At 71.5% G+C, this 20,234-nt stretch carries 18 protein-coding genes and 2 pseudogenes; 10 read left to right on the top strand and 10 right to left on the bottom strand.

Features of this window, described 5'->3' with window-relative positions:
• Positions 1–144: 144 nt before the first annotated feature.
• The gene (locus B1L11_RS30620) at positions 145–504 is read right to left on the bottom strand and encodes a hypothetical protein (protein WP_079318881.1); all 360 of its coding nucleotides are present in this window, start codon (positions 502–504) and stop codon (positions 145–147) included.
• A gap of 190 nt (positions 505–694) precedes the next feature.
• Between B1L11_RS30620 and B1L11_RS55315 the strand changes: the two genes are divergently transcribed.
• From B1L11_RS55315 to B1L11_RS30640, 5 genes and pseudogenes are all read left to right on the top strand, one after another.
• On the top strand, positions 695–1,432 hold the full coding sequence (locus tag B1L11_RS55315; RefSeq protein WP_372974748.1) for a hypothetical protein: 738 nt from the start codon (positions 695–697) through the stop codon (positions 1,430–1,432).
• 167 nt (positions 1,433–1,599) lie between these two features.
• Positions 1,600–2,463, top strand: a pseudogene (locus tag B1L11_RS30630) (alkyl sulfatase dimerization domain-containing protein); the annotation flags it as partial.
• 98 nt (positions 2,464–2,561) lie between these two features.
• Entirely contained in the window at positions 2,562–2,816 is a 255-nt protein-coding gene (locus tag B1L11_RS55320) for a hypothetical protein (RefSeq protein ID WP_372974749.1), read from the top strand.
• A gap of 81 nt (positions 2,817–2,897) precedes the next feature.
• Positions 2,898–3,737, top strand: coding sequence for a HipA family kinase (locus B1L11_RS30635; RefSeq protein WP_079318882.1), 840 nt, complete (start codon positions 2,898–2,900; stop codon positions 3,735–3,737).
• A pseudogene (locus tag B1L11_RS30640) lies at positions 3,734–4,108 on the top strand (DUF3037 domain-containing protein); the annotation flags it as partial. The gene B1L11_RS30635 and the pseudogene B1L11_RS30640, both read left to right, overlap by 4 nt.
• A 68-nt stretch (positions 4,109–4,176) precedes the next feature.
• Here B1L11_RS30640 and B1L11_RS30645 read toward each other — a convergent pair.
• The 3 genes from B1L11_RS30645 to ispG form a co-directional block, all read right to left on the bottom strand.
• Positions 4,177–5,019, bottom strand: coding sequence for a GNAT family N-acetyltransferase (locus B1L11_RS30645; RefSeq protein ID WP_079318884.1), 843 nt, complete (start codon positions 5,017–5,019; stop codon positions 4,177–4,179).
• 56 nt (positions 5,020–5,075) lie between these two features.
• Positions 5,076–6,755: an alpha/beta hydrolase gene (locus B1L11_RS30650; protein ID WP_079318885.1), complete on the bottom strand. Its 1,680-nt coding sequence runs from the start codon at positions 6,753–6,755 to the stop codon at positions 5,076–5,078.
• A 123-nt stretch (positions 6,756–6,878) separates the two neighbouring features.
• On the bottom strand, positions 6,879–8,042 hold the full coding sequence (gene ispG / locus B1L11_RS30655) for a flavodoxin-dependent (E)-4-hydroxy-3-methylbut-2-enyl-diphosphate synthase (protein WP_079318886.1): 1,164 nt from the start codon (positions 8,040–8,042) through the stop codon (positions 6,879–6,881).
• 367 nt (positions 8,043–8,409) lie between these two features.
• Here ispG and B1L11_RS30660 point away from each other — a divergent pair, with 367 nt between their 5' ends.
• Positions 8,410–9,528, top strand: a complete 1,119-nt coding sequence (locus B1L11_RS30660; protein WP_079318887.1) for a lytic polysaccharide monooxygenase — start codon at positions 8,410–8,412, stop codon at positions 9,526–9,528.
• Positions 9,529–9,594: 66 nt separating this feature from the next.
• Here B1L11_RS30660 and dxr read toward each other — a convergent pair whose 3' ends face one another.
• Positions 9,595–10,782 (bottom strand): 1-deoxy-D-xylulose-5-phosphate reductoisomerase, encoded by a 1,188-nt coding sequence (gene dxr / locus B1L11_RS30665; RefSeq protein WP_079318888.1) that lies wholly within the window; start codon positions 10,780–10,782, stop codon positions 9,595–9,597.
• A gap of 237 nt (positions 10,783–11,019) precedes the next feature.
• Between dxr and B1L11_RS30670 the strand changes: the two genes are divergently transcribed.
• Together B1L11_RS30670 and B1L11_RS30675 are read left to right on the top strand one after the other, a co-directional pair.
• The gene (locus B1L11_RS30670) at positions 11,020–12,105 is read left to right on the top strand and encodes a serine protease (protein ID WP_079318889.1); all 1,086 of its coding nucleotides are present in this window, start codon (positions 11,020–11,022) and stop codon (positions 12,103–12,105) included.
• Positions 12,106–12,156: 51 nt separating this feature from the next.
• On the top strand, positions 12,157–13,182 hold the full coding sequence (locus B1L11_RS30675) for a serine protease (protein ID WP_079318890.1): 1,026 nt from the start codon (positions 12,157–12,159) through the stop codon (positions 13,180–13,182).
• 4 nt (positions 13,183–13,186) lie between these two features.
• Here B1L11_RS30675 and B1L11_RS30680 read toward each other — a convergent pair whose 3' ends face one another.
• On the bottom strand, positions 13,187–14,128 hold the full coding sequence (locus B1L11_RS30680) for a cytochrome d ubiquinol oxidase subunit II (protein WP_079318891.1): 942 nt from the start codon (positions 14,126–14,128) through the stop codon (positions 13,187–13,189).
• 25 nt (positions 14,129–14,153) lie between these two features.
• Positions 14,154–15,371, bottom strand: a complete 1,218-nt coding sequence (locus tag B1L11_RS30685; protein WP_079318892.1) for a cytochrome ubiquinol oxidase subunit I — start codon at positions 15,369–15,371, stop codon at positions 14,154–14,156.
• Between the two features lie 174 nt (positions 15,372–15,545).
• Here B1L11_RS30685 and B1L11_RS30690 point away from each other — a divergent pair, with 174 nt between their 5' ends.
• Entirely contained in the window at positions 15,546–16,598 is a 1,053-nt protein-coding gene (locus tag B1L11_RS30690) for a sensor histidine kinase (protein WP_179155398.1), read from the top strand.
• 109 nt (positions 16,599–16,707) lie between these two features.
• Positions 16,708–17,376 (top strand): response regulator transcription factor, encoded by a 669-nt coding sequence (locus B1L11_RS30695; RefSeq protein ID WP_079318894.1) that lies wholly within the window; start codon positions 16,708–16,710, stop codon positions 17,374–17,376.
• A gap of 4 nt (positions 17,377–17,380) precedes the next feature.
• Here B1L11_RS30695 and ppk2 read toward each other — a convergent pair whose 3' ends face one another.
• The 3 genes from ppk2 to B1L11_RS30710 all read right to left on the bottom strand — a co-directional run bounded on the left by ppk2 (position 17,381) and on the right by B1L11_RS30710 (position 20,228).
• Entirely contained in the window at positions 17,381–18,316 is a 936-nt protein-coding gene (gene ppk2, locus B1L11_RS30700; protein WP_079318895.1) for a polyphosphate kinase 2, read from the bottom strand.
• A 173-nt stretch (positions 18,317–18,489) separates the two neighbouring features.
• Positions 18,490–19,578 (bottom strand): ATP-binding protein, encoded by a 1,089-nt coding sequence (locus tag B1L11_RS30705; protein WP_079318896.1) that lies wholly within the window; start codon positions 19,576–19,578, stop codon positions 18,490–18,492.
• Positions 19,575–20,228: a response regulator transcription factor gene (locus B1L11_RS30710; RefSeq protein ID WP_079318897.1), complete on the bottom strand. Its 654-nt coding sequence runs from the start codon at positions 20,226–20,228 to the stop codon at positions 19,575–19,577. The genes B1L11_RS30705 and B1L11_RS30710 overlap by 4 nt, the downstream gene beginning before the upstream one ends.
• Positions 20,229–20,234 lie beyond the last annotated feature (6 nt).

Here is a 20,234-nt window from a genome sequence, read left to right on the forward strand (position 1 = left end):
GCACAATCATCGGCAGGGGCTGGACAGGCGTCGGCACAGGCACGGGCAGCACAGGCTGGGCAGGCGTCGGCACAGGCATGGCCGGCACAGGCGTCGACACAGGCTGGACAGTCATCGGCGCAGACACGGTCGGCACAGGCATGGTCAGCGCGGGCATGGTCGGTGCCGGAGATACGGGTGGAGCTGACTACCCTCCTCGGTCTCGATGAGCACCCGGCCCACTTGCCCGGCTGGGGCATGGTCCACGCCGCTCAGGCCCGCCAGATCGTCGCGTCCATGCTCGCCGGGCAATGGCGATATGTCGTCTGTGCCGACAATGGGCATTTGCTGCTGACCGGCATCACCGGGCGGCGCCCGTGCCCGCCCGCGCAACGACCCGCACGCGATGCGCGGCGCGGCGGCATCGTCGAGCTTCAGGTCACCCTCTCCCAAGTTCGCGAACTGGCCGCCGCACCCGGCATCACCGGCGTCTGGGCCCCGCTGGTCGCCGACCTGGCCCGTCATGCCCAGCTCGCTGAGACCGGCAGCCGGACACCGGCCGCCCCGGCACTCGTTCACCTGATGCGGCTGAGTCGGCCGAATCGGCCGGTCGACGGCATGCCGGTGCGGCCTTACGCCGATACGTCCAGATTCGGGGCCGGGTCTGCTCCTGGCCGGGCTGCCGCATGCCCGCCACCCGGACGACCAGGACCACATCCATGCCTGGGCCGACGACGGCGCCACCACTGCCGACAACCTCCACCTGGCCTGCCGCCACGATCACCGCGCCAGGCACCTCGGCGGCTGGCGGGTCACCGCGGCGGGACCCCACGTGATCGTCTGGACCAGCCCGCTCGGACACCCCTACCCCAGCCCGCTGCCGAAGATCACCAGCCTGTCCCCCAACCCCGGCCCCGTAACTGGCCCGACGCCCCGCCCGGACGCCTGCCCGCCGACCTCCCCGGAGCATCGGACACGATCATGGTTCCACCAAGCCCTCCTCCGCCCCGCAGCGGCGGACATGACGGCACGACCAGCGGTGAGGCGGACGGCGAAGCCGGAGCAACGTCCTTCAGCACCCACCTCGACGTGCCGCCGTATTGAACGCCACATCTGTTTGGCACCGGCCCTCGCCACACCGGTGTCGATGGCTCGGTTCCAAAGCCGGACCACCGACGCCGACACCAGCACCAGCACCGAAACCGGCACCGGCACCGGCACCAAGATCGACACCGGCACGGGTCGCATGGATCGCAGGGACGGCCCGCAGGGTCGCAGGGGTCGCAGGGACGGCCCGCAGGGTCGCAGGGGTCGCAGGGACGGCCCGCAGGGGTCGCAGGGGTCGCACAGTCGACACATGTCGCAGCGATCGGCAAGGGTCGCAGGGGGCGGCACGGATGGCACCGGTCAGCACGGATCGGCAGGGGCCGGCAGGGGCCGGCACGGACATTAGGGATCTCCCTACTGTGCACCGTCCGCGCGGAGGATCAGGCTCTGACCATGGAATCACCGATCCTTTCGTACGCCGACGAGGTCTGGCGTGGTTCGGTGCGCCCCGAGGACGTGCCCTACGCGGAGTTGCGCCGCGACGGAGTGCAGGAGATCGCCTACGGCGTGGCGATGTGGCCGGCGTGCGGCAACGTGTACGTGGTCCGTGGCGAGGACGGGCTGGGTCTCTTCGACACGGGCGACGCCCACGAGGCCGAGCATTCGTACCGCGCGATCAGGAAGTGGTCGGCCGAGCCGCTCAAATACGCGATCTTCTCCCGCAGCCGAGCCGACCGGCTGGCCGGGATGGAGGAGTTCGATGCCGAGCCGAGCCCTCGCCCGCTGGTGGTGGCGCAGGAGGGGCTGGCCCGCAGGCTCACCCAGCACGGCAGGACGGCCGGCTACAACGCGGTCGTCGACCTGCGCGAGCAGGGCTTCCCCCGGATGGTCTGGCCGCCGCCGCAGCGGCTCCCCGACCTGACCTACCGCGACCGGCTGTCCCTGTCGCTGGGAGACGTCACCTTCCAGCTCACCCACGCCCGTGGTGACACCGACGACGCCACCTGGGCGTTCCTGCCCGAGCGGGGCGTGCTGCTGACCGGCGACCTGTTCGCCTGGACGGTCCCCGGGGCGGGCGACCCACAGCGGATCCAGCGCTATCCGGACGACTGGGCGGTGGCGCTGCGGACCATGGCCGCACTCGACGCCGACCTGCTGCTCCCCGGGCGTGGGCTGCCGATCCGCGGAGCCGCCCGGGTGCGCCGGGCGCTCACCGACACGGCCGACTATCTCGACAGCCTGGTGGAGCAGACGCTCGACCTGATGAACGCCGGCGCCCGCCTGGACGAGATCCTGCACTCGGTCAAGCCGCCGCCCGCGCTCGCCGGGCGGCCTTATCTCCGTGAGCGTCACGACGAGCCCGAGTTCATCGTCCGCAACATCTGGCGGCTGCACGGCGGCTGGCACGACGGCAACCCCGCCAACCTCAAGCCCGCGCCGGACGCCGTGTTCGCCCGCGCGGTCGCCGAGCTGTCGGCAGGCGCGGCATCGGTCGCGGGACGGCCGTCGCCGCGGCGGCCGACGGCGACCTGCGCCTGGCCTGCCAGCTCGCCGAACTTGCCGCGCAGGCCGAGCCCGAGAACCGCAGGGTGCACGAGATCAGGGCCCTCGTCTACGCGATGCGGGTCCAGCAGGAGCGCGGTTCGATCGCACGCGGCGTGTACGCCTGGGCCGCCGCCGAGTCACGCAGCAAGACCACCGGCATGGATCTGCTCGACGTCTACCACGACGTCGCGGAGGGCCGGATGTGGTGGCTGCCGGAGCAAGGCCAAGTGAGCCGACCGAAGTGAACCGACCGGACTGAAATGGCCGAACGGCCGGCGGGCGCGTGGAGGGGAGTGCCCGCCGGCCCTGCCGGTAGCCTTCTTTCTGTGCTTGAACAGATCACGGCGACCCGGTACGTCGCGCCCCTGCGCGAGGGCGGGTCGCTGCCCGGAGTCGTCGAAGCCGACGACCTCGGCACGTACGTCGTCAAGTTCCGCGGTGCGGGGCAGGGGCGGCGGGTACTCGTCGCCGAGATCATCTGCGCCGAACTCGCCAGGCGGCTCGGCTTCGCCACGCCGGAGCTCAAGGTCATCGACCTCGACCCGCAACTCGGCGTCCGCGAGCCCGACGAGGAGATCCAGGACCTGCTCACCGCGAGCGCCGGGCACAACCTCGCGATCGACTTCCTGCCGGGAGCGCTCGGCTTCGACCCGCTCGCCTGGGAGCCCGACGCCGAGTTCGCCTCCCGGGTGCTGTGGTTCGACGCCTTCGTCCACAACGTCGACCGGAGCTGGCGCAACCCGAATCTGCTCGTCTGGCACGGCGGGGTGTGGCTGATCGACCACGGCGCGGCCCTGTGGTTCCACCACAACTGGCCGACGGCCGACCCGCGCCGGCGGTTCGACGGCCGCGACCACGTGCTCGCGCCGTTCGCGACGAAGCTGGAGCAGGCCGACGCGGACCTGGCCGGGCTCGTCACCCGCCCGCTGCTCGACGAGGTGACCGCGCTGGTGCCGGACGAGTGGCTGGAGGGCGAGCCGGGCTTCGCCGACGCGCAGGCCGTACGGCGGGCCTACACCGAGCACCTGCTCGCCCGGGTCGCCGGGCCCCGCGACTGGCTACCGGACCCCGCCGGCGACACCGCCACGGCTTCCGCACCGCGCCGCGGCGAGCGGAGCGCGACGATCGGCGGTTTCTGGCGTGCGGCGCGAGAGGGCGGCCGATGAGCGACCTGGACGTCTACGAGTACGCGGTGATCCGCGTGGTGCCGAGCGTGGAGCGGGGCGAACTGGTCAACGCCGGGGTCATCCTCTACTGCCAGCCGCGCGGCTATCTGTGCGCGCGGATCGAGCTGGACGAGGCCCGGCTGCTGGCGCTGGGCGGGCCGGTGGACCTGCCCGGCGTACGGCTCGCCCTGGCCGCCTACGAGCGGGCGTGCGGCGAGGAGGCGGGCCCCCTGTGCGGGGAGCCGCTGGGCGCCCGGTTCCGCTGGCTCACCGCGCCGCGCAGCACGGTCGTGCAGACCGGGCCGGTGCACGCCGGGCTGACCGGCGACCCCGCGTCCGAGCTGGACCATCTGCTGACCCGGCTGGTGCGACCGGCGCAGGCCGGCCTCAACGCTCAGAACAGCAACGCTCAGAACAGACGCGCTCAGAACAGCAACGCTCAGAACAGCACGGACATGAACGTGTCGACCTCCCGGAAGCCCACCTTGCGGTAGACGGCCCTGGCCGGGAGGTTGAAGTCGTTCACGTAGAGGGTCACGACCGGGGCGAAGTACTTCAGCGCCTGCTCGACCACGGCGGCCATGCCGGCCGCGGCGTGGCCGCGCCCGCGCAGGTCGGGGTGGACCCACACGCCCTGGATCTGGCACGCCTGCGGCGTCACCGCGCCGATCTCGGCCTTGAAGACCACTTGGCCGTCGTCGATGCGCGCGTACGACCGCCCGATGCGGATGAGCTCGGCGACCCTGGACCGGTAGAGCGCTCCACCATCGCCGTTGTCCGGCGAGACGCCCACCTCTTCGGTGAACATCGCCACGCAGGCGGGCAGCAGGATGCCGAACTCCTCGGGGCGGACCCTCCGTACGAGCGGGTCCGGCTCGACGGCGGGCGCGGAACTCGTGGCCATGACCGGCTGGGCCCACCGGATCGCCCGGGCGCCGCCCCAGTGCGGCTCCAGCCGCTCCCAGAGCTGTTCCACCGCGCCGGCCGGGCCGACGATGGACGAGCAGCGACGGCCCTGCTTGCGCGCCCGGTCGGCGAAGGCGTGTACGGCCTCGCGGGTGGCGTTCACGGGCACCAGGTTGGCCCCCGCGTAGCACAGGGACACCAGTCCCCCGCGCGGGCCGTAGCCCCACATCTGACCGCCGAGCCGTGAAGGGCTGAGGCCGACGGCCCTGACCCGGGCCGCTACGAACACATTGGCGACCGGATCGGTGTCGAGGAGCGCCAGCACCTCGTCACGATCGCTGTCGTCGAGCACGCGCGACGCCGATGTTCGCAGCATCACGGGCCCAGCCTACGCGAACGGTTCGCGTTTGGGAGGTATCGGCCCGGCCTGGCTCACCGCCCCACGGCAGAGACGTGGGACGCCGTTCCGGGCGCACCCGCCGCGACCTTCATCAGCGCGGCCCGCGGCTCCGGCTCGCCCGGGCAGGTCGCGTCGGCGCCCCGCGTGCCCTTGCGCAGCGGCAACAGCGCCGCGTCGCGCAGGTAGGCCGCCAGTTGACGGTCCGCGCAGGCGTTCCCGGCGAGCGACACGCCGTGGTTGCCGCCGCCCGAGGTGAGCAGGCGCGCGGTCGGGAACAGGCGGCGCATGCGCAGCGCCCCCTCGTACGGCGTGGCGGCGTCGCGCTCGGCCTGGATCAGCAGGACGGGCGGCAGGTGCGACGTGCCCACCTTGACCGGCGTGCCGCCCTTCTCCGGCCAGAAGGCGCACGGCGCGTTGTAGACGGCGTTGGGCCAGGCCATGAACGGCGCCTCGGTGTGCGCCCGGCGCGTGTCGGCCCGCCAGCGGTCCCAGGACCGGGGCCAGGCCGCGTCGCGGCACTCCACCCCCAGGTAGACCGCGTAGGAGTTCTCCTCCTCCGCGTCGATCTCGGCCTCCAGGTGGAAAAGCTTCACCAGGACGGAGGGGTCGCCGTCGCGGACGTAGGTCGAGAAGGCGGCGCCGAGGTACGGCCAGAGCCGGTCGCTGTAGGCGCCGTTGGAGAAGACGTCGTCCAGTTCGCTCGGGCCCACGACCCCGCCCGCGGGCCTGTCGTGCAGGCGGGAGCGCATGGAGTACCACGCGAAGGACACCGCCGCCTGCGTCTTGCCCAGCTTGTAGACGTCGTCGTGCTCGGCCACCCAGGCGAGGAAGTCGCGGTGCCGCCGGTCGAAGCTGTGGTCCTGGGCGATGTTGGCCTCGTACCAGACGCCGTCGGGGTCCACCACGCTGTCGAGCACCAACCGGCGCACCCGCTGCGGGAACAGGGTGGCGTAGACCGCCCCCAGGTAGGTGCCGTACGAGTAGCCGAGGTAGCTGATCTTCTCCTCGCCGAGCGCCGCGCGCACCGCGTCCATGTCCCGCGCGGAGTTCTCGGTGGTCAGGTAGGGCAGGAACCAGGCCCAGCGGTTGCCGCAGCCCTCGGCGTACTGCCTGGCCCGGCCGACCAGCACCTGTTCCTCGGCGTCGTTCCTCGGCACGTTGTCGGGACGGGGCGGCGCGTAGAAGCGGGCCGGGTCCACGCACGACATGGCGGGCTGGCTGGGCGCCACCCCGCGCGGCGCGAAACCGATGATGTCGAACCGCGCCGCGACGTCCTTCGGCAGCCGCGCCGCGACGTACCTGGCCAGGCTGAGCCCCTCGCCGCCCGGCCCGCCGGGGTTGACCAGCAGGGCGCCGAGGTGGTTGCCGTCACGTGAGGCGGTGCCCTTGATGCGATTGAGCGCCAGCGTGATCTGCTGGCCGTACGGCTCGCGGTAGTCGAGCGGGACCCGCAGCTCCGCGCACTCCTGCACCGGCTCCCGCCGGTCGCCCGGCGGGCCGGCCCGCATCGGCCGGATCCGGCGGGCCGAGCCGAGGCCGAGCAGGCCGCCGGAGGCCGAGTTCGTCTCCGGCGGGCACTGCTTCCATTCGAGCGGACGCTGCGGCGGGCCCCAGTGCCCCGTCCGGTCCGATCCGGCGGCCACCCCTTCCGGCCCGACCAGTCCGGCGACCAGCGTCGCGATGCCCGCGACCACACCAACGACCCGCTTCACCGCATAGCTCCTCTGCTTCCGAACAGCAGAGGAAAGCTTCGCGATGTGGTCGGCCGAGCACGGACCGTACTACCCGATCATTGCCATTGTGTAGTCAGAGCATTGCGATATGTAATGCCGGGGTCAGCGGACGACGACCTCCGGACCGGTGGCCTCGTCGTCGAGGTCCACGTCGACGCCCATCTCCTCGGCCAGGCGCAGGGCCTCCTCGATGAGGGTCTCGACGATCTGCGACTCGGGGACGGTCTTGATGACCTCGCCCTTCACGAAGATCTGGCCCTTGCCGTTGCCGGAGGCGACGCCGAGGTCGGCCTCCCTGGCCTCGCCGGGGCCGTTGACCACACAGCCCATGACGGCCACGCGCAGCGGCACCTTGAGCCCGGTCAGCCCGGCCTGCACCTGCTCGGCGAGGGTGTACACGTCCACCTGGGCCCGGCCGCAGGACGGGCAGGAGACGATCTCCAGGCCGCGCTCGCGCAGGCCGAGCGACTCGAGGATCTGCGTGCCGACCTTGACCTCCTCGACCGGAGGCGCCGACAGCGACACCCGGATGGTGTCGCCGATCCCCTCAGCCAGCAGCGCGCCGAACGCCACCGCCGACTTGATCGTGCCCTGGAAGGCCGGTCCCGCCTCGGTCACGCCGAGGTGCAGCGGGTAGTCGCAGCGCTGGGCGAGCAGCCGGTACGCCTGGATCATGACGACCGGGTCGTTGTGCTTCACCGAGATCTTGATGTCGCGGAAGCCGTGCTCCTCGAACAGGGAGCACTCCCACAGCGCCGACTCGACCAGGGCCTCCGGGGTGGCCTTGCCGTACTTCTGCAGCAGGCGCGGGTCGAGCGAGCCCGCGTTGACGCCGATCCTGATCGGCACGCCGGCGTCGGAGGCGGCGCGGGCGATCTCGCCGACCTTGTCGTCGAACTTCTTGATGTTCCCGGGGTTCACCCGGACGGCCGCGCATCCGGCCTCGATCGCCGCGAAGACGTATTTGGGCTGAAAATGGATGTCGGCGATGACCGGGATCTTGGACTTCCTCGCGATGGCCGGCAGCGCGTCGGCGTCGTCCTGCGAGGGGACCGCGACCCGGACGATCTGACAGCCCGCCGCGGTGAGCTCCGCGATCTGCTGCAGGGTGGCGTTGACGTCGGCGGTCAGCGTGGTGGTCATGGACTGCACCGAGACCGGCGCGTCCCCGCCGACGGGGACCGAGCCGACCATGATCTGACGTGACACCCGCCGCTTGGCGATCGGCTGGGTCCGTACGGCGGGAATCCCGAGATCAACAGACATTTCTGCACCTTGTGTAATAGGCGACACCCGATGGAGGGGCCCTCCCAGTCTAAGGAGTGCCGAGAGGGCGGACGGCCCGAAACCTTTTCACGACGAATGAAGGTTTCATGACCCGCGACTGAAGGAAGAGCCGTCACCTGCGCGGACGGGCGCCGTGGCCGCGGACGGGTGGGCAGGCGGCGGAGGCCGACCTAAAGTCCGAATCGCGTGAGCGCTCTCGCACCACCTGGTCGGTAAGTCAACGGCTGTCCCCCCGGGCCGACGTGCTCGCGCCGTCGGCGGTGCCGTGCTGCACCACGAGTGCGGCAGCCATGACCACGCGAAAGGGTAGCCCGTGGGTAGACCACGAAGAAGACCAACGAAAGCGATGATCGGGCTGATCGTCGCCGCGCTGTCCGCCCTCGTCTCCGCCGTCGTGCTCGCCTCCCCGGCGTCCGCGCACGGCGCGATGATGACGCCGGGCAGCCGTACGTACCTGTGCTGGAAGGACGGCCTGACCCAGAACGGCGCCATCCAGCCGAAGAACCCGGCCTGCGCGGCCGCGGTCGCGAAGAGCGGGGTCAACGCGCTGTACAACTGGTTCGCCGTGCTGCGGTCGGACGGCGCGGGCCGCATGTCCGGCTTCATCCCGGACGGCCAGCTGTGCAGCGGCGGCGCCGTCGTGTACGACTTCAGCGGCTTCGACCTCGCCCGCGACGACTGGCCGGTCACCCACCTCACGTCCGGGGCGACCATCCAGATGCGGTACAACAAGTGGGCCGCCCACCCGGGCACGTTCCGGTCGTACATCACGAAGGACTCCTGGAGCCCCACCCGCCCGCTGGCGTGGAGCGACCTGGAGTCCGTGCCCTTCGACAGCGTCACCGACCCGCCGAGCGTCGGCTCGCCGGGCAACGCGGACTCCTACTACTACTGGAACGCGAAGCTGCCGTCCGGCAAGTCCGGCCGCCACATCATCTACTCGGTGTGGCAGCGCTCGGACAGCAACGAGACGTTCTACAACTGCTCGGACGTCGTCTTCGACGGCGGCAACGGCGAGGTGACCGGCGTCGGCGACCCGGGCAACCCGCCCACCAGCCCGAGCCCCAGCCCGGCCGTCTCCCCGTCGCCGACCCGCAGCCCCAACACCTCGCCCAGCCCGTCGCCCAGCGCGTCTCCCAGCCCGTCGACGAGCCCGACCGGCGGCCCCGGCGGCTGCTCGGCCACCTACAAGGTCGCCAGCTCGTGGGGCAGCGGCTTCCAGGGTGAGGTGACGGTGAAGGCCGGCTCCTCGTCCATCGGCGGCTGGACTGTCAAGTGGACCCAGCCGAGCGGCGTCACGATCACGCAGGTCTGGAACGGCACGCTCAGTCAGTCCGGTAGCGACGTCAGCGTGAAGAACGTGAGCTACAACGGCAGCCTGGGCGCCGGCGCCTCGACCACGTTCGGCTTCCTGGCCAACGGGTCGAGCGGCAGCACCCCGTCGCTGACCTGCTCGGCGGCCTGACCCCGCCGCCCGCCGGCGCGACCCGCCTGACCCGGGTCGCGCCAAGGGCAGGGAGTGTCCGGCGAATCAGCTCGTCAGCTCGGCCGCCCGCGCCCTCGCCCACGCGTCCGCCGTGAGGACCTCCTCCACGGACGCCGCCGGGCCGGGGGTGTGGGCGGCCACCACGCGTTCCACCGTGTCCACGATGCCGAGGAACGGCAGGGCGCCCTTCAGGAACGCCTCCACGCACACCTCGTTCGCCGCGTTGTAGACCGCCGGCGCCGTGCCGCCCAGGGCGCCCACGTGGCGGGCCAGCGCGACCGACGGGAACGCCTCGTCGTCGAGCGGCTCGAAGGTCCAGGTGTGGGCGGTGGTCCAGTCGACCGCACGGGCCGCGCCGGGCACCCGCTCGGGGTAGGCCAGCGCGAGCGAGATAGGCAGCCGCATGTCGGGCGGGCTCGCCTGCGCGACCGTCGAGCCGTCGGCGAACTCCACCATCGAGTGGATGATCGACTGCGGGTGGACCACCACCTCGATCCGGTCGAACCCGATGTCGAACAGCAGATGGGCCTCGATCACCTCCAGGCCCTTGTTCACGAGCGTCGCCGAGTTCACCGTGATGACCGGGCCCATGCTCCAGGTCGGGTGGTTCAGCGCCATCTCCGGCGTCACGTCCGTCAGCTCGGCCCGCTTCCTGCCGCGGAACGGGCCGCCGCTCGCCGTCACCACCAGCCGCCGTACGGCCGCCGGGTCGGCCCCGCCCGGCCCGGCCGCCCACAGGCACTGGGCGAGCGCGGAGTGCTCGGAGTCCACCGGGATCATCTGCCCCGGCCCGGCCAGGCGCTTGACCAGCGGGCCGCCCACGATCAACGACTCCTTGTTGGCCAGCGCGAGCACCCGGCCCGCCTCGAGGGCGGCGAGCGTGGAGGTCAGCCCCAGGGCCCCGGTGATGCCGTTGAGCACGATGTCGCAGGGCGACGCCGCGACCTCCGCCACCCCCTCCGGGCCCGCCAGCACCCTCGCCCGCGCGCCCGCCGCCGCCAGGGCCTCGCGCAGCGCCGGTACGGCCGCCGGGTCGGCGACCGCCACCGCCTCGACCCCGAAGTCGGCCGCCTGCCTCGCCAGCAGGTCGACCCTGCCGCCCCCCGCGGCGAGCGCGGTCACGCGGAACCGCCCGGGAGCGTTGGCGACGACGTCGAGAGCCTGGGTGCCGATGGAGCCGGTCGAACCCAGCACGACGACAGACCGGGGCTGCGGCAGGGATTGGGAGCTCATTCCCTCATTGTCGCCGAGGCGGCCCGCGGGCCCGCAACGGCACGGCTCGTACGCGGAGCGGCCGGAGCCGAGGAGGGAGGTGCTGCGCAGAAGATGCTGAGGAGAAACAAGCACATATATGACCGAATCTGCCCATAACCGTATAGGCAGATTGCGAGAAATCCGGTCGAAGGCGTCGCTACTTTCCCGCGTCAGGACATCCCGACACGCCTCAGGAATCCCGACACGGAGGTAGGCATGCACCCCACGGCACGACGTCTCGCCGTTCTCTCGGTCCCCGCCCTCGCGGCGGCGGGGGCGATGCTCCCCGCCGCGCACGGCGCCGCGGCGGCCGTGACGGGAACCGTCACGCGGTCGGCCGCCGCCGGTCCCAGGCCCGCCGTTCACGAGGCGGCCGACACGACGACCGAGCAGCGTACGGTCAAGAAGTTCTGGACGGTCGCACGCATGGAGGCGGCCGAGCCGCTGGACGCCCCCGGCACCGGCGACCGGCACTTCGCGGCATCCGGCTCCGCTCCCGGCTCCGCGTCCGGTTCTGCGCCCGCCGACGCGTCCGCGGCACGGCCCGCGACGGTCGCCCCCACCCTCACCGCCGCCACGGGCACGGCCTATGCCTCGTCGCGGACCTCCGGCTCCTCCTGGACGGCGGGCGGGACGGTGGTGAAGACGACAGGGAGGGTGTTCTTCACGGTCACGGCCGGTTCGGACGCCGGGCGGAACGCCTCCTGCTCGGGCACCGCCGTCACCAGCGCCAACAAGAGCGTGGTCATCACCGCGGGGCACTGCGTGAAACTGAACGGCGCCTTCCACGCCAACTGGGTCTTCGTCCCCGGCTACGACCAGGGCAACCGGCCCGACGGCACCTGGCCGGCGACCACCCTGCTCACCACCTCGCAGTGGAACTCGGGCGAGAACATGAACTACGACGTCGCCGCCGCCGTCGTCGCGCCGCAGGGCGGCAAGAGCCTCACCGACGTCGTCGGCGGCCAGGGCGTCGCGTTCAACCAGCCGCGCGGGCGCCAGACGTACGCCTTCGGCTACCCGGCGGGCGGGCCGTACGACGGGTCGAAGCTGGTCTACTGCAGCGGACGGACGTTCGACGACTTCCTCAGCTCGCAGGACCAGGGGCTGAGCTGCGGCATGACCGGCGGCGCCAGCGGCGGCCCGTGGTTCCTCAACTTCAGCGCGAGCACCGGCAGCGGCCTGCTCAACTCGGTGAACAGCTTCAAGTACAACTTCGCGTCCTACTGGATGTTCGGCCCCTACTTCGGCCCGGAGGCCGAGGCGGTCTACAACACGGCCCAGAACACCGCCCTCACCTGATTCACCGAAAGTAACCACGAGAACACTTGCCGTGGTCCACACTCGGGAGCCATGACTCCGAGCCTCCCCTTGCTTGCCGTCACCGCCCTCGTCACCGGACTCCTGGGAGCCCCCGACCGGGAGGTCTCCCCGATCGGAGACGTCGTGGAGCACGTGGCCGGGCACGCCTCCGGGACCTACTGGACACCGCAGCGGATGGCGCGGGCGGTCCCGATCGGGCTGCTCAACCCATCGGTGCTGCCGCCCGTCGCCAGGGCCGCCCTGCCCCCGTTCGCCCGGGCCGCTCTGCCGCCGGCCGCCGGGCTGGTCGTCGCGCCCGATCAGCCGGCGCGACGACCCAGCGGAACGACCGGGGCGAGCAGGACGCGGCAGGCGGCGGCGATGCCCCCGGCCACCACGAGCGGCATGCGCTGGGCGGCGGGCGGTTCGGTGACGAGGACCACCGGCAGGGTCTTCCTCACGCTGAACGGGGTGGACTTCTCCTGCTCCGCCAGCGCCGTGCGCAGCGCGAACAGGGACCTGGTCGTCACCGCCGGGCACTGTGTCAAGGACGGCGCCGGGGACTGGGCGGAGAACTGGACCTTCGTCCCCGGATACGACGAAGGGCGGCAGCCGTACGGCGCCTTCCCGGCACGGCGGATGTTCGTCGCCGGGCCCTGGTCGCGCTCCGGGAACGACGGCTACGACGTGGGCATGGTCGCCGTGGACGACCTCGACGGGCAGCACCTGACCGACCTGGTGGGCGGGCAGCCGATCGGCTTCGACCCGCCCCGGAGCCGCCGGACCTACGGTTTCGGGTTCCCCGCCGACCCTCCGTACGACGGCGAGCGGCTGCTGTACTGCGCGGGCGTCCCCCACGGCGACCCGCAGGGGCAGACCCGCGATCAGGGCCTGCGCTGCGACCTCACGGCGGGGGCCAGCGGCGGGCCCTGGCTCAGCGGCTTCGACCCGGCCTCCGGCCGGGGCATGCTGACGTCCGTCAGCAGCTTCAAGTACAGCAACGACCACCGCACGATGTACGGCCCCTACTTCGGCGCCGCCGTACGCGACCTGTTCCGCACCGCCGAGCGGGCGTGACGGGTCAGAAGAAGACAGGGGTACGCGCGTCGATCCGCCGGAGGAAGGCCCACCAGGTCCATGCCTGGACCGCCAGTACGAGCGGGATCACGACCATGAGGAACCCGGCCAGCGCGTCCAGAGCGGACCCGGCGGCGAGTGCACGCGCGGCGACCGGCTCCAGGCTGAGGCCGACGAGCACCGCCGGGGCGGCCGCCGCGAGCGCGGTCAAGGCCAGCGCGATGCGGGGCCGGGCCGCCACGATCCTGGCCGAGACGACCAGGGCCACCATGGCCGTCGCCTCGGCGGCGACCGCCGCCGTCCCCTGCGAGGGCACCGGCGCGAGGAGACCGGCCCCCAGCAGGACGGCGTACGACGCGGCGGCCGGCAGGGCCAGGCGGCGGGCCACCCGCAGCGGGCCTCCGGACAGGTCCCCGGGCAGGCGCACGACGAGGAACGTGGCACCGTGGACGAGGAGGACGACGGTCACGGTCAGCGCCCACAGCAGCGGATACCAGCCGAAAGGCATCCGGACCGGCTCCGACCCCGGTGTCGTGGTCACCACGTTGCCGACCAGGAGTCCGAGCGCCACCGCGAAGGCTGCGCTCGCCCCGGTGAGCACGCGGTCCCACCCACGCCGCCAGCCCGGCCTCTCCAGCCGGCTCCGGAACCATACGGCGGCGTCCCTGACCGTCCAGAGCACCAGCGCGGCCACGACGAGGTGGTGGTGGGTGCGGAACAGCGGCCCCTCCAAGCGGGGAAGCACGGCCAGGAACGTCGCCACCGTGACCACCAGCCACACCTCGTTGCCGAGGAAGAACGGACCGAACGCGGTGAGCGTGGCGCGCCGCGCCCGCTCCCCGGGCCCGCAGGCGCGCAGCAGCATGCCGGCGCCGATGACCGTGCCGTCCAGCACCAGGTAGACGCCGAACAGCGCACCGAGCAGGCCGTACCAGAACGCGTGCACACGTACTCCCGGATGCTCGACGACGTCAGATCATGGCCGTGCCGACCGGCCCGGCCGGTTCGGCCTGGCCGAGAGGCGTGCCGAAGGCGCCGTCCTCCGGTCCCCGCCGGGCGAAGCGGGCGATCAGCCAGTAGCCGGTGACCGCGAGCGCCAGCATCACCCCGGCCGTCGCCAGGAAGGTCACGAGAGCGACGTTCGCGGGCATGGGCGTCACCGCCTGCTCGGTGGTGAGCAGGCCGTAGACGGTCCAGGGCTGGCGGCCCACCTCCCGCACCAGCCAACCGGCCACGACCAGCCCGAACGGAACCGGGATCGCCGCGACCAGGACGCGGAGAGGCACGCGAAGCCGGATGATCCAGTCGCGGAAGAGCAACGCCACCAGAGCCACGGACAGGAGCACCAGCCCGAATCCGGTCCGCAGCATGACCTGATAGGCGACGCCGATCCATTCCGGCGGCGCGTGGCCACCGGGGCCGGTCATTTCCAGCACCGCGAGCTTCATCGGCTGGGTGTCCTCGATGACGACGAGTTGCAGCATTCCCCAATGGACGGTGGCGAGCGTCCCGACGGGCAGGACCGCGACGGCCATGCGCAGCGAACGCCGGAAGAACGCCGCCTCGCCGGTGCGCCTGAGGAGGTGCCAGGCGCTCACGCCCGCCACGAACATCGAGCCGACGATCAACGAGGCGAACACCACGTGCAGGAAGGCGTCCCACAGGTTGGGGTTGCGCAGCAGCGCTCCGAAACCGGCGAGATGACGGCCGCCTGCGTCCAGCGCCCCGACCGGGTGCTGGAGAAACGCGTTGGCGGCGAGAATCCACAGCGCCGACACGTAGGCGGAGATCCCGACCAGCCAGATGAGGACCAGGTGGGTTTTCCTGCCGAGCACGCCCCAGCCGAAAATCCAGGCGCCGAGAAGCGTCGACTCGACGAAGAAAGCGGTCAGGGTCTCCAATGCCAGCGCGCCGCCGAACGCGTCGCCGAAATGCTTCGTCAGGGTGCTCCAGTTCAGCGCGAACTGGAGTTCGACGACGATGCCGCCGATGATGCCCACGCCGTAGTTGACGACGTACAGCCGGCCCCAGAACTTCGTCATTCGCTCGAACGACACATTGCCCGTGACGACGTACGCGGTCTCCATGGCGATCACGAAAACAACGAGGCCGAGCGACAGCGCGACGAAAAGGAAGTGGATCGAAGCGGTGGTCGCGAACTGAAGGCGGGCGATCGTCGCCACATCCATCATCCCTCCGGCGTCGGCACGGTCTCGGCAGTGGAAATCCCCCGGCGACGAGCCTTCCGCGTGCCCGGCTCCCCGTCATCGCGCCGTGGTCGCCCGGCGCGTACACCCCAGAGGTACGGCGGATAATCCCGCGGGATGATCCGCCGGCGCTCGCGACGTCATACGGTGAATCAGGTGGGTCGTGAGAGCTTGCGCCGGATGCCCAGGGCGTTCGTCGTCGACTGCGCCCTGTCATTCGCCGTCGCCGTCTCCACCGTCCTCACCAGCGTCATAGCCGGGGGCCGGGCGGAGCAGAGCCCGCCGTACTGGGTCGGCCACCTGCTGTTGGTGGTGGCCGCCGCGTTCCTTGTGGCGCGACGCCGATTCCCGCCGCTGGTGATGGTCCTCACCATGCTGGTGTCGCTTGTCTATTTCGGCCTCGGATTCGGAACCGGCGCCTTCACCGTCGCGCCGGCCCTGGCCGTCTACACCGCGATCGCCGCCAAGCACAGGATCGCCGGGTTCACGGGCGCGGCCGTCTATCTCGTCGTCGTGCTGCTGGCCGATCGCTCCGTCGGACAGCGGGACGTCTCCGAGGGGAACGTCTGGATGGTCATCTGGATTCTGGTGATCGTCGTTGTGGGCGAAGTGTCGCGCAGCAGGGCCGAACACCTGCGAGTGGTCGCGGAACAGGCGGCACGGGCTGAGCTCACCCGTGAGATGGAGGCACAGCGGCGGGCCGACCAGGAGCGCCTGCGCATCGCGCGCGAACTGCACGACGTGCTGGCGCACAACATCTCGGTGATCAGCATCCAGGCGGGTGTGGCCGAGCATCTCCTGCGCAGGGATCCCGGCAAGGCCCACGCCGCGGTGACGACGATCAGGCACGTGACCAAGGACGTGCTGGTGGAGCTGCGCTCGATCCTCGACGTGCTCCGCCGCGTCGACGAAGCCGCCGAGATCTTCCCCCCGTCCGGCGTCGAGGGGATCGAGCGGCTGGCGGGCCTGGCGGCGGCCGGCGGCATCACGGTCGACCTCGACGTCCGGGGCCGGGCGAGCCGGGTGCCCGCGGACGTCGGCCTGGCCGCCTACCGGATCGTCCAGGAGTCGCTGACCAACGTGATCAGGCATTCCGGTGCGGCGCACGCGAGTGTCGTCGTCCATGTGAACGAGGCCGACGTGCTGGTTCGCGTGCGGGATGACGGGCGGGCGCCCCGGGGGACGACGTCCGGGCCGGCAACGGAATAGCGGGGATGACGGAGAGGGTGAGAGCGATGTCCGGCACGATCACGGCCGCGCCCGCGGACGGGCGTGGCTTCGTGGTGGAGGCGCGGTTGCCGTTACGGCGGCCCGAGCCGTGATCCGCGTCCTGCTGGCCGACGACCAGCCACTCGTGCGCATGGGACTGCGCGCGCTGCTCGACTCCGAAGACGACATCGAGGTGGTGGGGGAGGCGAGCCGGGGCGACCAGGCGGTCGACATGACCGTCTCGCTCCGGCCGCACGTCGTCCTCATGGACGTCCGGATGCCGGGAGTCGACGGCATCGAGGCAACCCGCAGGATCGCGGGAAACCCGCGCCTCGACCAGGTCCGTGTCGTCATCCTCACCACGTTCGAGAACGACGAGTACATCTTCAGGGGATTGCGCGCGGGCGCCGTCGGGTTCCTGGTCAAGGACATAGAGCCGACCGGCCTGCTGGAGGCGGTACGCGTGGTGGCGGCGGGCGACGCCCTGCTGTCCCTCGCCGTGACCAGGCGGCTGATCGAGGAGTACGTCGACCGCAGCGGCGACCCGGTCCACTTTCCGGAGCTGGCGTACCTCACCGAGCGGGAGCGTGAGGTGCTCGTGCTGGTCGCGCGAGGGCTGTCCAACAACGAGGTAGCCGCCTCCCTCCGCTGCAGCCCCGCGACCGCCAAGACGCACGTCAGCAGGATCATGACGAAGCTCGCCGCCCGGGACCGGGTCAGGCTCGTCGTCATCGCGTACGAGTCGGGGCTGGTCCGGCCGGGGTGGAAGGTCGGTTGACCGGTCAGAACGGCGACAGCGGCTCGGCGTTGTCCTCGTCCACGATGTCGGCGGCGGACCGGACGATCAGGGGGTCGGGCTCGCCCACGACCGAGGCGTCCTTGTCGTCGTAGTCGTACAGGGACAGGACGTAGCGCATCGCCTCCAGCCTGCCGCGCTTCTTGTCGTTGCTCTTGATGATCGTCCAGGGGGCGTCCTCGGTGTCGGTGTTGAGGAACATGTCCTCCTTGGCCCGGGTGTACTCGTCCCACAGGTCCAGCGAGGCGATGTCCATCGGCGACAGCTTCCACTGCCGTACGGGGTCCACCTGGCGGATGACGAACCGGGTGCGCTGCTCGGCCCGCGACACCGAGAACCACAGCTTGACCAGGCGGATGCCGTCGCGTACGAGCATCCGCTCGAACAGCGGCGCCTGGTACATGAACTCCATGTACTCCTCCGGAGTGCAGAAGCCCATGACCCGCTCGACCCCGGCCCGGTTGTACCAGGACCGGTCGAACAGCACGATCTCTCCCGCGGCCGGAAGGTGCTCGACGTACCGCTGGAAGTACCACTGGGTGCGCTCGCGCTCGCTGGGCTTCTCCAGCGCCACCACGGTCGCACCGCGGGGGTTGAGGTGCTCCATGAAGCGCTTGATGGTGCCGCCCTTGCCGGCCGCGTCCCGTCCCTCGAACAGGATGACCAGGCGGCCACCGGTGTCCTTCAGCCAGTACTGCAGCTTCAGCAGCTCGATCTGCAGCAGCCGCTTCTGCTGGTCGTACTCCTGCCGGGAGATGCGGTGGTCGTACGGATAGTGCTCGCGCCAGGTGTCCACCGGGCCGCCGTCGGCGCGCACGAGGACGGGATCGTCGTCATCGTCGTCCAGCACCTTCAGCCCCGGCGTGCGGCGCAGCAGTTCGACCCCGTCGGAATGCTCCCCTAGCTGCGATACTTCCGGCATCTCAGCGTCCCGTTCACTCGGCCAGCATGACGTGAAGGCCGGGCGGCGCCTCGGCCACGACCACCGCGAAGCAGGAGACGGCGAAGGCCGTTCCGGCCGCACGGGCCGCGGACGTCCCGCTGCCCGCGCACGGGTGTCGTACACCCGCCTCCCGGCGAACGCGGCTGATTCCCCTACGGGTCCGCCGGGAACGTCACGACGACCTCGAGGCCGCCGCCGGGATTCGGGCGCGCTGTCACGGCGGCCCCGTGCGCCGTCGCGATCGAGGCGACGATCGACAGCCCGAGCCCCGCGCCCTGCCCCCGGGTCGTGTGCAGGCGGCGGAAGGGCGCGAAGAGGTCTCCGAAGCGTTCGGCCGGCACCTCGGGACCGGTGTTGCGGACCGTCAGCACGCCCCCGGCGAGCGTCACCTCGACGGCTCCTCCGGGGTGGTTGTAGCGGACGGCGTTGCCGACGAGGTTGGTGACGAGCCGATCCAGCAGGACCGGATCCCCGTAGACGAGGAGCGGCTCGATCCGCGCGGTCACCGACACCTCGTCCGCGTCCGTCTCGGCCAGGACGAGCCGTACGACCTCGTGGAAGGCCACGGGAGCCCGCCTCTGCAGGCCGTGCTCGGCCTGGGAGAGGACCAGCAGGGCGTCGATGAGGCCCTCGATCCGATGGTTGTGGAACAGGAGCTTCTCGCGGATCTCGCCGACGTCCTCGGGCAGGCCGATCTCGATCGCCGTCCGCTGCACGGCCAGCGGAGTGCGCAGCTCGTGGGACGCGTTCGCGATGAACCGCCGCTGCCCCTCGACCGAGCGCTCCAGCCGGTCGAGCATGGCGTCGAAGGTGTCGGCCAGCTCCTTCAGCTCGTCCCGCGGCCCGCCGAGGGCGATCCGCTCGTGCAGGGTGGACAGGGACAGCCGCTGCGCGGTGGCGGTGATCCGGTGGACGGGCCGCAGGATCCGCCCCGCGATCACCCAGCCCACGACCACCGACACCAGGGTCAGGACCCCGATCGCCAGCGCGCTCACGTCCCACTGATAGTGGATCACCTCCCGCGCCAGCTCGGACAGCGGCGGGAGCGGCTTCACCGCCGATCGGGGGAGCAGAGCGGCCGGGGCCGGAGGTGCCTCTCCCACGCCGACCCCGCGAAAGCTCTCGATCCGCGCGTGCAGCGCCTGGCGCAGCAACATGTTGACGATGACCAGCAGCACGACGGAGGTGAGCAGGAAGAGCCCCGAGTAGATCAGCGTGAGTCGTACCCGGACCGTCGTCACAGCAGGTATCCGGCGCCGGGAACGGTCTGGATGCACGGCGGGTCGCCCAGCTTCGCGCGCAGGCGGCTGACCACGACCCGCACCACGGTCGTGAAGGGGTCGGCGTTCTCGTCCCACGCCTCCTCCAGGAGCCGCTCGGCGCTCACCACCGCGCCCTCCGCCCGCATCAGCACCTCCAGGACGGCGAACTCCTTGAGCGACAGGTGCAGGTGCCGGCCGTCCCTGGACGCCTGGAGCCGGTGCGTGTCGAGCACGATCCCGTGCCGGGTCAGCACCGGGGGCACCTGGTCCCGGCTGCGCCGTCCCAGCGCCCGCACCCGCGCGACCAGTTCGGTGAAGTCGAAGGGCTTGGGCAGGTAGTCGTCGGCTCCCATGCCGAGGCCGGCGACCCTCTCCGGCACCGACGACGCCGCCGTCATCATGAGGATCCGCGTACGGCTCCCGCGCGCCACCAGGTCGCGGCACACGAGGTCGCCGTGCAGCTCGGGCAGGTCGCGGTCGAGGACGAGGACGTCGTAGTCGCTCACCGCCAGCCGCTCGGCCGCGGCGGCCCCGTCGTACACCACGTCGACCGCCATCGCGTGGCGGCGCAGTCCCATCGCCACGAGGTCGGCCAGGTCGCGCTCGTCTTCGGCCACGAGTACCCGCATGCCGAC

The organism is Microbispora sp. GKU 823, from assembly GCF_002027145.1.
GTDB classification, from domain to species: Bacteria; Actinomycetota; Actinomycetes; order Streptosporangiales; family Streptosporangiaceae; genus Microbispora; species Microbispora siamensis.

What these genes read in the sequence shown, in the direction of transcription:
- ispG (WP_079318886.1), bottom strand. Translation starts at nt 8,042, where the DNA reads ATGTCTGTTGATCTCGGGATTCCCGCCGTACGGACCCAGCCGATCGCC.
- B1L11_RS30660 (WP_079318887.1), top strand. Translation starts at nt 8,410, where the DNA reads ATGATCGGGCTGATCGTCGCCGCGCTGTCCGCCCTCGTCTCCGCCGTC.
- dxr (WP_079318888.1), bottom strand. Translation starts at nt 10,782, where the DNA reads ATGAGCTCCCAATCCCTGCCGCAGCCCCGGTCTGTCGTCGTGCTGGGT.
- B1L11_RS30710 (WP_079318897.1), bottom strand. Translation starts at nt 20,228, where the DNA reads ATGCGGGTACTCGTGGCCGAAGACGAGCGCGACCTGGCCGACCTCGTG.
- B1L11_RS30685 (WP_079318892.1), bottom strand. Translation starts at nt 15,371, where the DNA reads ATGGATGTGGCGACGATCGCCCGCCTTCAGTTCGCGACCACCGCTTCG.
- ppk2 (WP_079318895.1), bottom strand. Translation starts at nt 18,316, where the DNA reads ATGCCGGAAGTATCGCAGCTAGGGGAGCATTCCGACGGGGTCGAACTG.
- B1L11_RS30670 (WP_079318889.1), top strand. Translation starts at nt 11,020, where the DNA reads ATGCACCCCACGGCACGACGTCTCGCCGTTCTCTCGGTCCCCGCCCTC.
- B1L11_RS30675 (WP_079318890.1), top strand. Translation starts at nt 12,157, where the DNA reads ATGACTCCGAGCCTCCCCTTGCTTGCCGTCACCGCCCTCGTCACCGGA.
- B1L11_RS30620 (WP_079318881.1), bottom strand. Translation starts at nt 504, where the DNA reads ATGACGGGCCAGGTCGGCGACCAGCGGGGCCCAGACGCCGGTGATGCC.
- B1L11_RS30645 (WP_079318884.1), bottom strand. Translation starts at nt 5,019, where the DNA reads ATGCTGCGAACATCGGCGTCGCGCGTGCTCGACGACAGCGATCGTGAC.